Annotated in this window: 14 protein-coding genes; 8 read left to right on the top strand and 6 right to left on the bottom strand. The window is 65.7% G+C overall.

Annotated elements, in window-relative coordinates:
• Window positions 1-86 precede the first annotated feature (86 nt).
• Window positions 87-3,575 (bottom strand): DNA polymerase III subunit alpha, encoded by a 3,489-nt coding sequence (locus NG698_RS10270; protein ID WP_252599466.1) that lies wholly within the window; start codon window positions 3,573-3,575, stop codon window positions 87-89.
• Complete coding sequence (locus NG698_RS10265; protein WP_104060764.1) at window positions 3,572-3,907, bottom strand: DUF6504 family protein; 336 nt, start codon at window positions 3,905-3,907, stop codon at window positions 3,572-3,574. Before NG698_RS10265 ends, NG698_RS10270 begins: the two co-directional genes overlap by 4 nt.
• A gap of 154 nt (window positions 3,908-4,061) precedes the next feature.
• On the opposite strand from NG698_RS10265, the gene NG698_RS10260 reads away from it, so the two are divergent.
• Entirely contained in the window at window positions 4,062-4,451 is a 390-nt protein-coding gene (locus tag NG698_RS10260) for a hypothetical protein (RefSeq protein WP_252609585.1), read from the top strand.
• Window positions 4,452-4,524: 73 nt separating this feature from the next.
• Here NG698_RS10260 and NG698_RS10255 read toward each other — a convergent pair whose 3' ends face one another.
• Window positions 4,525-4,845, bottom strand: a complete 321-nt coding sequence (locus NG698_RS10255; RefSeq protein ID WP_104060765.1) for a chorismate mutase — start codon at window positions 4,843-4,845, stop codon at window positions 4,525-4,527.
• 19 nt (window positions 4,846-4,864) lie between these two features.
• Here NG698_RS10255 and NG698_RS10250 point away from each other — a divergent pair, with 19 nt between their 5' ends.
• Window positions 4,865-5,287: a VOC family protein gene (locus NG698_RS10250; protein WP_104060766.1), complete on the top strand. Its 423-nt coding sequence runs from the start codon at window positions 4,865-4,867 to the stop codon at window positions 5,285-5,287.
• Between the two features lie 24 nt (window positions 5,288-5,311).
• On the opposite strand, the gene NG698_RS10245 is transcribed toward NG698_RS10250, so the two are convergent.
• The gene (locus NG698_RS10245; RefSeq protein ID WP_252609619.1) at window positions 5,312-6,043 is read right to left on the bottom strand and encodes an SOS response-associated peptidase; all 732 of its coding nucleotides are present in this window, start codon (window positions 6,041-6,043) and stop codon (window positions 5,312-5,314) included.
• 147 nt (window positions 6,044-6,190) lie between these two features.
• Here NG698_RS10245 and NG698_RS10240 point away from each other — a divergent pair, with 147 nt between their 5' ends.
• From NG698_RS10240 to NG698_RS10230, 3 genes are all read left to right on the top strand, one after another.
• The gene (locus NG698_RS10240; protein ID WP_056340387.1) at window positions 6,191-6,448 is read left to right on the top strand and encodes a mycoredoxin; all 258 of its coding nucleotides are present in this window, start codon (window positions 6,191-6,193) and stop codon (window positions 6,446-6,448) included.
• 82 nt (window positions 6,449-6,530) lie between these two features.
• On the top strand, window positions 6,531-7,616 hold the full coding sequence (locus tag NG698_RS10235; protein WP_252609583.1) for an S-(hydroxymethyl)mycothiol dehydrogenase: 1,086 nt from the start codon (window positions 6,531-6,533) through the stop codon (window positions 7,614-7,616).
• Window positions 7,613-8,254: an MBL fold metallo-hydrolase gene (locus NG698_RS10230; protein ID WP_252609582.1), complete on the top strand. Its 642-nt coding sequence runs from the start codon at window positions 7,613-7,615 to the stop codon at window positions 8,252-8,254. The genes NG698_RS10235 and NG698_RS10230 overlap by 4 nt, the downstream gene beginning before the upstream one ends.
• A 50-nt stretch (window positions 8,255-8,304) precedes the next feature.
• Here NG698_RS10230 and NG698_RS10225 read toward each other — a convergent pair whose 3' ends face one another.
• Complete coding sequence (locus tag NG698_RS10225; protein ID WP_374209882.1) at window positions 8,305-9,096, bottom strand: lipoate--protein ligase family protein; 792 nt, start codon at window positions 9,094-9,096, stop codon at window positions 8,305-8,307.
• On the opposite strand from NG698_RS10225, the gene NG698_RS10220 reads away from it, so the two are divergent.
• The 3 genes from NG698_RS10220 to NG698_RS10210 all read left to right on the top strand — a co-directional run bounded on the left by NG698_RS10220 (window position 9,089) and on the right by NG698_RS10210 (window position 11,993).
• A complete protein-coding gene (locus NG698_RS10220; RefSeq protein ID WP_252609580.1) occupies window positions 9,089-9,478 on the top strand; it encodes a DUF2177 family protein in 390 nt (129 codons plus the stop codon). The two genes, NG698_RS10225 and NG698_RS10220, sit on opposite strands and share 8 nt — an antisense overlap.
• A gap of 93 nt (window positions 9,479-9,571) precedes the next feature.
• Window positions 9,572-10,276: an endonuclease/exonuclease/phosphatase family protein gene (locus NG698_RS10215; protein ID WP_104060881.1), complete on the top strand. Its 705-nt coding sequence runs from the start codon at window positions 9,572-9,574 to the stop codon at window positions 10,274-10,276.
• Window positions 10,277-10,298: 22 nt separating this feature from the next.
• Window positions 10,299-11,993 carry a SulP family inorganic anion transporter gene (locus NG698_RS10210; RefSeq protein WP_252599469.1) on the top strand — a complete coding sequence of 565 codons (1,695 nt, stop codon included), beginning with the start codon at window positions 10,299-10,301 and terminating at the stop codon, window positions 11,991-11,993.
• A 48-nt stretch (window positions 11,994-12,041) separates the two neighbouring features.
• Here NG698_RS10210 and NG698_RS10205 read toward each other — a convergent pair whose 3' ends face one another.
• On the bottom strand, window positions 12,042-12,845 hold the full coding sequence (locus NG698_RS10205) for a thioesterase family protein (protein WP_252599562.1): 804 nt from the start codon (window positions 12,843-12,845) through the stop codon (window positions 12,042-12,044).
• Window positions 12,846-12,865: the final 20 nt, after the last annotated feature.

Genomic DNA, 12,865 nt, shown 5'->3' with positions numbered 1-12,865 from the left:
CATAGCTTGCGGCGTACGGGGACCACAGCCAGCCATCGTCAATGCTATCGGGTTCCCGGGAGGCCGACCAACGGGACCGCGGCCGCTCAGCCGCCCATTCCGGTAATCGCCAGGCTTCGGCTGATCCCGTCCAAAGGATGCGGCACATCGGTGCTCTCCACCCGATCCGCCGCGAACGGCAGGGATTCCACCCGGCTCAGGTCCCAGGCCATGCTGGCGCTCAGGCTGATTCCCCGGGGACCTGTCCGCCGGGTGGTGCCCCGGATCAGCAGCAGCCTGGTGCCGAACAGCAGCAGCCCCGCCTGTTCCTGGGCTTCATGGAAAAACACGGAGTCGACGCAGCCGGTGCCATCGTCGATGCTGATGAACACCACCCGCCGGCCGCCACGCATGGGCGGTGTCTGGGTGGCGATGCGCACCCCGGCCACCAGCACCTCGGTGCCGTTGCGCAGGCTCAACAGTTTGTCTGCAGTGGTGACCCCCAGCCGGTCCAGCATGGGCCGGTGGCTGTCCATCAGGTGCCCGCTGACATCAATGGCCATCAGGTCCAGTTCTGCCCGGACGTTTTCCACCAGGGTGGGCGCGGGAAGCCCGGGCTTGACGTTCCGCAGCTCCACATCCCCCAGCGGCAGGGACAGCTGCCCGTCCATGATGTCGAGGCCCTTCCGGGTACCGCCCGCGGCCTGGAGCTGTTGCAGGTGCTGGACGAGGTCTGCGCGGTTGGCGGCGCCTCCCGATTCACGGTGCAGGGAGTCAAAGGCACCCAGCTGGGCGAGCCTTTTGATGCTTGGCTTGCTCAGCCTGGACCGGGCACGGAGGTCAGCCAGGGAGTCGTAGGGCTGGCCGGCGACAATCCGCTTGAGCTCGGTCCCGGACAGGCCATAGATGCCGTTAAGGCTCAGCCTGATCCCCAGCTTGCCGGCGTCCGGCCCGTCCGTCACCCGTTCCACCCGGTACTCGGCCTGGCTGCGGTTGATGTCCAGCGGCAGGATGGGGATGCCCAGCCTGCGGGCCTCGGCCACCAGCAGCCGTTTGGGGTACATTCCGGGATCGTGTTCCCACAGCCCGGCTAGGAAAGCCTCGGGGTGGTGCGTCTTGAGCCAGGCGGACTGGTAGGTGGGAACGGCAAATGCCGCACCGTGCGCCTTGCAGAAGCCGAAACTGCCAAAGGCTTTCAGGGTCCCCCAGACCTTGTCCACCACTTCCGGGGAGTACCCCTTGACCCGGGCCTCCTTGCGGAAGAACTCTTCCACTTTCAGCTCGTGGACCTCGTTGCCGAGCGCCCGGCGGAACTCATCCGCGCGTGCCAGGCCGCAGCCGGTCATCACGTGGAAGGTTTTCAGGATCTGTTCATGGAAGACAGTGACGCCATGGGTTTCCTGCAGCACGGGTTTCAGGTCCGGGTGCGGGTACACCTCCGGCGCGAAGCCGTGCCGGTGCTCCAGGAAAGGCCGCACCATGTCCGATTTCATGGGGCCTGGCCGGAACAGCGAAATGTCGATGATGAGGTCATTGAACTCACGCGGCGCCAGCTTGCCGATCAGTTCACGCTGGCCGGGTGACTCGATCTGGAAGCAGCCCAGGGTGTGGGTGCTGCGGATCAGTTCGTAGGTTGGTTCATCATCCAGCGGCACGGCGTTGAGGTCGATGTGGCCGTTCTCGGCGATGTAGTCCGGCCCGGTCCCGTCAGGACCTGCAGGGTGGGCCCCTGCCGCCACCACTTCCGCTTTGGAAGGATGGATCCGGATGACTTCCCGGACGGCAAACGCCATCGCGCTCTGCATCCTGACCCCCAGGACATCAAGCTTGAGCATGCCCATGGGATCCATGTCGTGTTTATCGAACTGGCTCATGGGCAGCCCCAGCCCGCTGGGCTGCACAGGGGTCCGGTCAAGCAGCGTGGCATCGCCCAGGATCACCCCGCAGGGATGCATGGAGATATGACGGGGCAGCCGGTCCAGCCGTTCCGTGAGGTCCACCAGCAGGTCAAGCTGCTGGTTTTCGGCGAAGTCCCGTTGTTCCACCCGCCCGGCGAACTCCCGCAGCTCAGGTTTCTCAACCAGTGCCTCACGGAATTTCCGGGCCGAAAAACGCCACAGCTGCTTGGCTATCTCACCGACGTCGTCATCGTCCATCCCCAGGGCCATCCCGGCGTCGCGGACGGCACCGCGTGCGCGGTACCCGTTCTGCATGCTCATCAGCGTGACGCGCTCGGAACCGAATCGGTCAAAGATCCGCCGGTACACGTTGTGCCGTTCGGCGCTTTCGACGTCGATGTCGATGTCCGGCAACGTGGCCCGGTCCCGGGACAGGAAACGTTCGAAGATCAGGTCGTGTTGCAGGGGGTCCACCTGGCTGACATCAATCAGGTAGTTGACCAGGCTGGAGGCCCCGGAACCGCGGGCGGCTGCCCTGACCCCCATGTCCATGATCATCCGGGAGACCTCCGCGACCGTGAGGAAATAGGAGGAAAACCCGAGGTTCCTGATGATTCCCAGCTCGTGCTCCAGCCGCGAGCGCATGTCCTTGTGGGCTGAGCCTGATATTCCGGGGAACCGCCTGCTGATCCCGGCCTCACAGCGCTGCACCAGTTCATCGTGCGGGTCCCGGCTGATGCCTATGACCGATGCCTCGGGGACCACCGGCTGCTTCCAGCCCATGTCAGTCACCGGGTCAATCCGGCAGAAGTCGGCGAGCGCCTCGGTCTGCGCCATCAGCTGTTTGAGGTCCGCTGCGCCATACCCTGCGGCGCGGATGATTTCCTTGCCGAGCTGAAGCATCTGCGCTGAGGATTTGAGCCAGGCCTGCCCGTTGGGCTGGAGCAGCGGTTCGGCCGCGAGCTCGGGGAGGGACTTCAGCGTCCGGGCGGAGTCGAGCACGTCAGCTGTGGCGGCGCCGTCCTCTGCGCAGTAGCGGACAGCGTTGGTGAGCACGGCGGGTACGTGGTGTTCTTCCGCGAGTTTGAGCATTCGTACTGCGTGGGCGGTGCTCAGGGGCGCTCCGGGGGCAGTGAGCTGGGAAACGACTTCCGCCACCAGGGTTCTTGGGGGCATGGCGTCCAGCCAGCTTTTGAAAAGGGTGCGCGGACGGAGGTAGCGCCGGCCGCTCATGGCCCGTCCAACGTCGGAATCCGGGCCGATCAGGACCGTCAGGACCGGTTTCAGGGTTTTGGGGTCGAGCGTGCGGGAGGCGAGTTCGGCGCGGGTGACCGCCACGGGCACCGCTCCCCCGGCTTTGCCGGAGGTGCGGGCATGGGCATCGGACACCAGCCGGCACAGTGCGCGGTAGCCCGCCCCGTTGTTGTGGCCGCGGGCGAGCACCACCACCCTGCCGGCGAGCTGGGTGCGGTGGTCGCCGTCGTCGTCGAAAACCGCAAGGTCCACCCCCACGATGGGGTCGATGCCGGCTTCCATGCAGGCTTTGAGGTGTTTGATGGTGCCGTAGAGGCCGTCCCTGTCCGTGCAGGCGAGCGCGGTTGCGCCGTCCGCGGCGGCAACCTGGGCCAGTTCGTCGGGCCAGGCAACGCCATAGTGTGCACTGAAGGCCGTGGAAACGTGAAGGTGGGAGAAGCTCATGCTGTTTGTGGCCGGAGGGCGTCGTGGATCCGCAGGAGCCTCCAGCGGCCGCTGCCGGTATGCCGGCTCAGGTCCAGGGTGAGCGGCTCTCCTGCATCCCGGGGGCCGGCACCCCGCGGGTCCGCCTGCACTTGGACGCGCCAGATTTCGTGGTCCACCAGCCCCGGCCCGCTGCCGAGCGGCGCACGGCGTTCCTCGGCCCACCACTGCCGGCGTTCATACCACCGGACGGGCTCGGCGCACACCGTGTAGTGCCGTCCGGCCCACTGGAGGTTCAGCGGCTGGCCGGCGGGGGTGCAGACAACGTCCACGGACTCGCTGAACATACCCATGGGCGCCTCCCGGAACTGAACGGAGCTGATGCAAAATGCTGATGCAAAAGCAAGGTATTCGAATACATGTTCGAATACCTTGAGTCTACGACGACGCTCCGACAAAACCTAGACAGGGGTGGACGGACGGGCAGCAGGGAGGCAGGATTGTGGCATGAGCACCAATGACGCACTCCTCAAGCACGTAAGCATCAAGGCCCAGGACGAAAAGCTCGTGGCAACCTTTGATATCGACGGCAACATACCGGGGGCAGGTGCGTACGTAGTGGGACTGGTGGCGGCGAGCCCTGATTACTCATCGCAAAGACGCTTGGGCATTGAGTTCATGAACGGGGAGGCCATTGCCTTCTACTCGTTCAGCCATGACCAGAGCGCCGAGGAAAACTTTGATCTTGGCGGCGTGACGCACTCGGGCAGCACCATCACCGGCAACTTCCCCGTCGCGGCCGTCCATGGCCTGGGCAAGGGCCACATCATGTCGGCCTTCAGCGAGGCTGACGGCCGGGAGTTCCAGTCGGGCGTCGCCGTCGACGAAGCGCTCTAAGTCGACGAAACGCTCTAGGGAACACCGCGGCAGGTGCTGCCGGAACTGTGTCCGGACAGCACCCGGCGCGTCGTCAGCTGCTTTCTTTGTGGACCTTCATTTCGAGTTCAATGAACCCCGAGATCATGGCCCGGTACGTTGATTCCACGATGTCCGGGTCAATGTCCTTCTTTTCCGCGGCGGCCCGGACATGCTCGATCACCCGTTCCACCCGGCCGGGGGCGCGGACTTCAGCGTCGTCCCCTTTCAGGGTTCCGGCGATCCGGATCAGGCGTTCACGCCGCGCAATGAGGGTGACAATCTGCTCGTCAACTTCGTCGACCGCAATCCGAACCGCAGCGAGCTGTTCTTTGTCGGCCAAAGCGTCCCTATCGTTTCCTTGAATTGTTGCCATCAACTGAGAGTATCGAAGCATGCAGCCCAGAGTCGACTTCATCTCACTAGGCGTTCGCAGTGTTGACGCCTCCCGCCGGTTCTACGCGGAGGGCCTCGGCTGGCCTGTCCACCGCGAGTTTCCCGGCGATGTGGTGTTCATCCAGGTCAACCACGGCCTCATCCTTTCCCTGTGGGACGCCGCGCAGATGCACGCCGAGGCGGGGGTAGGTGCCCCCGGCCCGGTCCCCTGCATCACGCTCAGCCACAACCTGCCCAGCACCGAGGCGGTGGACCGGGTCATGGCGGAAGCGGCATCGGCCGGGGCAACTATCGTCGCCGCGCCGGTCACCCAGCCCTGGGGCGGGTACAGCGGCTATTTCGCCGATCCGGACGGCTTCCGCTGGGAAGTTGCCTACAACCCCACGTGGACAGTGGACGACGCCGGCAAGGTCACCGTTTAGGGGCATGTGGCCCCGAGTGCCGGTTTAGAACAAGGCTTCCACCGGCCGGATCAGTTCCGGGGAGTTGTTGCGTACGTTGCCCACCTCGGTGCCTACCGAATCCACATGCCAGTCGGCCGCGACTTCCTTCACGTGGGCCCGGACCAGGTCCACGAGGAAGGCGGCGTCATCGATCTGCGGATCAAGCCACGACGCCATCGTGGCCCGGTCCATGGGCAGCGGCACGCGGTCGTGCAAGGCGGTGAGCTTGCCGAAAATTGTGGACTCGGCACCGGGCGGCGGGGTGTCTGCCGTCAGGATGGATGTGGAGAGCATCCACCGTCCGGGATCACCCTCGGCCTTGGACGGATCCTTCCACCACTCATACAGGCCCGCGAACACCATCCCGCTGCCTTTGCCTGGATGGACGTAGTAGGGCTGTTTGGCTTTGCCGGTGCCCTGCTTCCATTCGTAGTACCCGTCCGCCGGGACGGCGCAGCGACGTGACTTCACGGCCTTGCGGAAGGCCGGCTTCTCCAGCACAGTCTCGCTCCGCGCGTTGATCATCTTGGGGCCGATGCCCGGATCCTTCGCCCAGGACGGCACCAGGCCCCAGCGGGCCACATGCAGCTGCCGCACGGGGCCGTCGTCGATCAGCCGTTCCAAGACGATCGGCACGTGGTCGGTCGGCGCCACGTTCCATGACGGCGGAAGGTGCACTTCCTCTTCCAGCTGGGCATCAAAGTCGGCCAGCAAGTCACCCACGGCCCGTGCCATCACATAGCGTCCACACATGGCTCCAGCATGCCATCAGCGTTATGTACTGTCATCCGGCACCGCATCCGCCGGGCAGGCTCAGGGAATAGCCCGCCGCGGGTTACCGTTGACAGGAACGAACCCCCTCAACGATTTCAGGAGAGCTCCGTGGACTTTACCCCCGAGAACGGCACCATCACCATGTTTTCCACCACCTGGTGCGGCTACTGCAACCGGCTGAAGAAGCAGCTGGACGCGCAGGGCATCGGCTACACGGAAATCAACATCGAAGAGGTGGAGGGCACAGCCGACCTCGTGGAGAAGCTCAACGGCGGCAACCGCACCGTCCCCACCGTGCTCTTCCCCGACGGCACCGCCGCCACCAACCCCTCCGCTGCCGAGGTAAAGAGCCGCCTCGCAGCCTGACCACGGCAGCTCGTGTGGTAGACAGAACGGGACCAACATCCGTGTGGTCCCGTTCTGTCTATCTGCATTGAGGGAGCCTTTCGTGGTCCATAAAGTCAAAGGTGTCGTAGCCCGCTCCAAAGGGGCCCCGGTCACTCTGGAGACCATCCTGGTCCCGGAACCGGGCCCGGGCGAGGCCCTGGTGGACATCATCACCAGCGGCGTCTGCCACACCGACCTGCACTACAAACTGGGCGGCATCAGCGATGACTTCCCGTTCCTCCTGGGCCACGAGGCCACCGGAGTGGTCAGCGCCGTGGGCCCCGACGTCACGGACGTCGCCCCGGGCGACCGCGTGGTGCTCAACTGGCGGGCCGTCTGCGGCAACTGCCGCGCCTGTGCCAAGGGCCAGGCACAGTACTGCTTCAACACCCACAACGCCACCCAGAAGATGACGCTTGAGGACGGCACCGAACTGTCCGCCGCCCTGGGCATCGGCGCCTTCGCGGAAAAGACCCTCGTTGCCGCCGGCCAGTGCACCAAGGTGGATCCCGACGCCGATGCTGCCGCCATCGGCCTGCTCGGCTGCGGCGTCATGGCCGGACTGGGCGCCGCCATCAACACCGGGGGCGTCAAGCGCGGTGATACGGTCGCCGTCATCGGCTGCGGCGGTGTGGGCGTGGCCGCCATCGCCGGCGCCGCGCTCGCCGGCGCAACCACCATCATCGCCGTCGACATCGACGCGAAAAAGCTGGACCGTGCCAAGGGCCTCGGCGCCACCCACACCGTGGACTCCTCCGCAACGGACCCTGTCGAGAAAATCCGGGAACTCACCGGCGGCTTCGGCGCTGACGTGGTGATTGACGCCGTCGGGCGCCCCGAAACGTACAAGCAGGCGTTCTACGCCCGCGACCTCGCCGGCACCGTGGTGCTGGTGGGCGTCCCGACGCCGGAGATGACCCTGGAGCTGCCCCTGCTGGACGTCTTCGGCCGCGGCGGCTCGCTGAAGTCCTCCTGGTACGGCGACTGCCTGCCGTCCCGGGACTTTCCCATGCTGATCAGCCTCTACAAGCAGGGCAAGCTGGACCTGGATGCATTCGTGACCGAGCGGATCACCATCGACCAGGTGGAGGAAGCGTTCGAGAAGATGCACTCCGGTTCCGTGCTGCGTTCGGTGGTGGAACTGTGAGCGTCCGGATCGATCGTCTCGTCACGTCCGGAACGTTTTCGCTCGACGGCGGTACCTGGGATGTGGACAACAACGTCTGGATCGTGGGCAACGAGGAGGAATGCGTGGTGATCGACCCCGCGCACGATGCCAAGGCCGTAGCCGCGGCCGTCGGTGGCCGGAAGCTCAAGGCGATCCTGCTGACCCACGGCCACGACGACCACATCCGTTCAGTAGCTGACTTCTGGGACCTCGTCCAGGCACCGATCCACCTCCACCGGGAAGACTGGATGCTGTGGCGGAACGTCTACCCGGATGTGGAACCCGACGTCGCCATCAATCACGGCGACGTCATTGAAGTGGCGGGGGCCAGCCTGACGGCCCTGCACACCCCCGGTCACTCGCCCGGCTCGGTGTCCTTCCACCTGGCTGACGGACCCGACGGCGAGGGCTCGCTCTTCAGCGGCGACACCCTGTTCCAGGGCGGCCCCGGCGCCACGGGCAGGTCCTACAGCGACTTCCCCACCATCATCGAGTCGATCCGGACGTGGCTGCTGCCGCTCCCGGCCGGAACGGTGGTCCGGACCGGCCACGGCGCCAGCACCACCATCGGGGTCGAAGCCCCGCACCTGGACGAATGGATCGCCCGGGGCCACTAAAGGGGCCCCGGCCGGTCTGAAACCGGGCCAGCCAGCCCGGCAAGCGCGGGCTACGCCTCCCGAGTATCCAATCCTGCATAGCTGCTGAAGTCGGCATGCTGGAGGGAGGCGTGGCCCGCGTACGCGGCAATAACGGCGTCCTCAACATCCTGGACCATGAGGCCAGGCACCAGATCGTTGGCCGCGCCGGCGGTGGCTGGGTCCCAATCCAGGCCCAGGGCTGCATAGCTGTCCGTCAGGACGCTGCGGATGGGGGCGGAATTTTCCACCACGATCACGGAACTGAACAGCCACCCGCCGCTCACCACGCGCTGCGCTGTGCCCACGAGCTTGATCCGGTGCGCCGGGTCGTCCGGGTGGGTGCCGTGAACGCTGAACTCCCCGGGGCAGTACTCCCCCGGAATTTCGCCAACCGCTGCCTGCACACCGACGTCCCGCAGGGACTGCGCCAGCAGCTCACCAAAGAAGCTGAACCGGCCCTTGGAACCGGCAATGGCGTCCGCATGGGGCATCACATGGTCCACCACCAGCGTGCCCTCGTGGTAGGCGGCGGCGCGTCCGCCGGCCTTCCGCACCAGGGGTTCGAATCCGTGCTCGCGGCAGGCCCGGGCGGCCGCGTCGAAGCCGGGCAGGCGGGTATCCCGCTGGCCGAAGGCAACAGTCGGCGCGGGCCGGTACAGCCGCAGCGTGGGGCCGATCCTGCCGGTCTTCGCCTGGGTCAGCAGTTCGAGGCCGAATTCCAGGTCACGTGCGGCGCCGAGGGAATGATCCTGCCGCACCACGGTGAGCGTCCGGAGTCCCGCTTCGGCGTCCTGCATATTGCTAAGCTCCCTTATGGTCATATTGCAATTCCTTGTCGTCGCGGCTGCGTTCGCGGTCATCGACGCCGTCTGGCTCAAGCTCATGAACCCGTTCTACCGCAGCCACATCGGTGACCTGCTCGCAGACAAGCCACACTTAGGTTACGCCGTGGCTTTCTATGTCATGTACATAGCGGGGATTGTCTTCTTTGCGCTGCGGCCGGCGCTCGACGGCGGCAGCTGGCTGACCGCCGTCGGCTATGGGGCCGCCCTGGGCGCCTTTGCCTACGCGACGTATGACCTGACGAATGCCGCCACGCTCAAGACGTGGCCGGTGCAGCTCATTGTTGTGGACATCCTGTGGGGTGCCGCCCTGACGGGACTGTCCACCCTCGCCGGCTGGCTGGTGTTCCGCGCCACCTGACATCCAGCGGTGTATTGCTGCACCGTCCCCCATCGGGTGGCTAAACTCAGGAACTGGGTCCACCCGCTACTCCTCAGAAGAGGTAATCCACTGATACGCGTCATTAGCTACAACCTCCGCAAGCACCAGGCCAGTGGGGAACTGGTTGATCTTGCCCAGAACTTCGGCGTCGATGCCCTGTGCCTCCAGGAGTGTGACACCTCGGACCTGCCGGACACGCTGGGTCCGCTGCAGCTCGCCGACTCCACCAAGGGCAACCGCCTTGGGCTGGCCATTTACTACCGGCCTGACCGGTTCACGGCCCACGGCACCAAGACCTTCGCGCTCAAAAAGTCCCTGCACGACATGGTCCTGGCGCCCGCCCATGAGCGCCTCATCGGCACGCGCGTGCGGGACAACGAGACCGATCACGAACTGGTTATCGCCTCGTTCCACGCCGCTCCGCTGACCGCCACCAACTCGCTGCGGCGCAACCAGATCCACGCGGCCCACGCGGAACTCCTGGGTATGGGCACCGGCCTTATGACTCTGATGGTGGGTGACTTCAACTACCCCTTCTTCACCAAGAACCTCAACGAACACATGAAGAACACCGGCTACGAACTCTCCCTCAGCGACCGCAGGACCTACACCCGCTACAAAGTATTCAAGGGCCACTTCGACTTTGCCACGTCCCTGGGACTGAACATCGAGAATGTGGAAACCCTGCCCCGCGGCGCCTCCGACCACCTGCCGATTCTGGTGACCGCCGAATATGGCCAGGATTCGACGCCGTTCCAGGAGCCCCCCGCGTCCTGATTTCACCAATTTGGAGGCCCGAGTGCGGCACGACTGGATCAACAAGGCGCTACCGGGCGTTGGTGTTGCGCGTGGCTACAAACGGTCCTGGCTGAAGTCGGACCTGGTGGCCGGGGCGGCCTTGAGCGCAGCCCTGGTGCCGGCAGGGATGGCGTACGCCGAGGCCAGCGGGCTTCCTGCGGTGAACGGGCTGTACGCCTCCGTGGTGCCCATGATCTTCTATGCCGTGTTCGGGCCATCCCGGGTTGTCATTGTGGGGCCGGACTCGGCGCTGGCCCCCATGATCGCGGCCGCCATCCTTCCGCTGGCCGGGCAGGATCCGGAGAAGGCGGTGACCATGGCCGGAGTGCTGGCCATCCTGATCGGCGTCTTCCTGATAGCCGGCCGGATCTTCAAGCTGGGGTTTGTGACCGGATTGCTGTCCCGGCCGATCCGCGTCGGGTACCTGAACGGCATCGCACTGGCCGTCACCGTCAGCCAGCTTCCGCGGCTGCTGGGGATCGATGTCTCGGCCGATGGCCTCTTTGAGCGCCTCACGTCCCTGGCGGACGCCGTCCTCAGCGGCGGTATCAATCCCATCGCCCTGGCTGTGGGTGCCGGCAGTGTGGCCGTCATTGTCGCCGGCCGTTTTCTTCCGTGGAAGGTGCCCAGCGTCCTGTTCGCGGTGGCCGGCTCCATCGCCGCAGTGGCCGTACTGGGCCTGGCCGGACAGCTGCCCATGGTGGGCGCCCTGCCGCAGGGACTCCCGGCCCCTGCGCTGGGCGGAATTGGCGTGGACGAGGTCCTGTCGCTCGTGGGCCCTGCAGCAGGCATCGCGCTGATTGCTTTTGCGGACACCTCCACTTTGTCCAAGAGCCTCGCAGCGCGACGCGGAGCGAGGGTCAACGGCAATGAGGAAATGGGGGCCTTGGGCATCGCCAACGTGGCAACCGGGGTGCTGGGCGGCTTTCCGGTGAGCGGAAGTTCCTCCCGCACCCCGATTGTGCTCGACGCCGGGGCGAAGACGCAGCTCAGCGGTGTGGTGGCAGCCTTGCTCGTAGTCCTTTTTATGGTCGCCACACCGGGGGTGACGGCTTTCCTTCCCACCGCCACGCTCGCCGCCGTGGTGATCGTGGCGGCGTCTTCGCTGGTTGACGTGCGAACGCTCGTGCGCCTCGTCAGGATGAGCCGGCTGGAGGCCCTCCTCCTGGTGGTTACATTCCTCGGCGTCGCCTTTGTAGGGGTCCTGCCGGGAATTGCCGTGGCCATTGGACTGTCCCTTCTGGCCTTTGTCCAGCGCGCCTGGGATCCCTACCGCACTGAGCTGGCCAGCGTGGCGGACGTTCCGGGCTTCCATGACCTGGACCGGCATCCCGAAGGCCGGCGGGTGGAGGGCCTGGTGATTGCCCGTTTCGATGCACCGTTGTTCTTTGCCAACGGGGAAGTGTTCGCCGAGCACATCCACGGCCTGGTGGACGCTGCGCCCTGGCCGGTGAAGTGGGTCATTGTGGCAGCCGAGCCGATCACAGGCCTTGATACGACAGCGCTGGATGAGCTCGTTCTGCTCGACGATGAACTGGCGCAGGACGGTATCAGCTTGGTCTTCGCAGAAATGAAGGGACCGATCAAGGACCGCCTGATCCGGTTCGGGGCGAGCGCACGGTTCACTGCGGACCATTTCTTCCCCACCCTGCGCAATGCGGTGCACAGCTACAAAAGCATTACCGGCGCCGACTAGTCACAGGGACAGGTAGTCACAGCGGTCCGGTAGTCACGGGCAAGGCCGTCAGGTCCGGCGAAGCGTCAGGATCTGTTCGGCACGGCCGAACGGGCCCTGAAGATCGTGCAGGACGGTGGACGTGAGGCCAATCCCGTCGGTTCCGAAGGAGACGGCGTTGTCCAAGCCAAGCCATTCGCCGTCGGGCCTGCGGTACATGTGGATCTGCAGGTCCAGGTTGGGGAACGCATAGCTGTCCTTGCCCGGCGGGACCCTGGCCGCGATCCCGTTGGCTGTGTCAACGAGGCCCATCAGGCGGGCCAGGTCGCCGCTGTCGGCTTTATCCGTCAGGGGGTGCTGCGTGCGGAGCCAGACGATGCCGGCGCCGGGCCGGTGGCCCTCGGCCACGCGCATCTCCAGGGACCGGATATAGCCGCCTGGCCAGATGGCGGCGCCGTCGAACGGTTTGCATTCATCCGGTGCCGGGATGGCAGTGTCCTCGACGGCGGCAACCGCGGACGTGTCGCTGGTGATCATCCGCCACGCGGTGGCGCGGATGGCCACCCGCCCGTTGGCTACCAGTTCTGCCTGCAGGAGCTCGATGGTCCGGCCGGGGCGGAGGGTGGTGGTTTCGATGTGGAACCCGCCGCCCGGGATCAGGCCCAGGATCTCGTAGCTCAGCCGGGCCATGCGCATGTCGGCGCGCGGCTCGTGGCGCTCCAGGCTGTCCGCCATCAGTCCGGACGCTGGCGCCATGTGCTGTTCGTGCTCGTTCCAGGCCCCTTGGGCGTGGATGGTGGAGCGGAATTGGCCGTCGCCCTGCGCCTGGTAGTAGAAATCGCCGTCGGCCAGTTCCGGGAGTGCAGCAGTCACCATTGACCCTTTCGCTTTGT

Source organism: Pseudarthrobacter raffinosi, from assembly GCF_023913735.1.
Taxonomy (GTDB): Bacteria; Actinomycetota; Actinomycetes; order Actinomycetales; family Micrococcaceae; genus Arthrobacter; species Arthrobacter raffinosi.
This window is presented reverse-complemented; position numbering and strand designations above follow the sequence as displayed.

Coding starts and splice junctions, on each gene's coding strand:
- NG698_RS10270 (WP_252599466.1), bottom strand. CDS start 3,575: ATGAGCTTCTCCCACCTTCACGTTTCCACGGCCTTCAGTGCACACTAT.
- NG698_RS10265 (WP_104060764.1), bottom strand. CDS start 3,907: ATGGGTATGTTCAGCGAGTCCGTGGACGTTGTCTGCACCCCCGCCGGC.
- NG698_RS10260 (WP_252609585.1), top strand. CDS start 4,062: ATGAGCACCAATGACGCACTCCTCAAGCACGTAAGCATCAAGGCCCAG.
- NG698_RS10255 (WP_104060765.1), bottom strand. CDS start 4,845: ATGGCAACAATTCAAGGAAACGATAGGGACGCTTTGGCCGACAAAGAA.
- NG698_RS10250 (WP_104060766.1), top strand. CDS start 4,865: ATGCAGCCCAGAGTCGACTTCATCTCACTAGGCGTTCGCAGTGTTGAC.
- NG698_RS10245 (WP_252609619.1), bottom strand. CDS start 6,043: ATGGCACGGGCCGTGGGTGACTTGCTGGCCGACTTTGATGCCCAGCTG.
- NG698_RS10220 (WP_252609580.1), top strand. CDS start 9,089: ATGGTCATATTGCAATTCCTTGTCGTCGCGGCTGCGTTCGCGGTCATC.
- NG698_RS10225 (WP_374209882.1), bottom strand. CDS start 9,096: ATGACCATAAGGGAGCTTAGCAATATGCAGGACGCCGAAGCGGGACTC.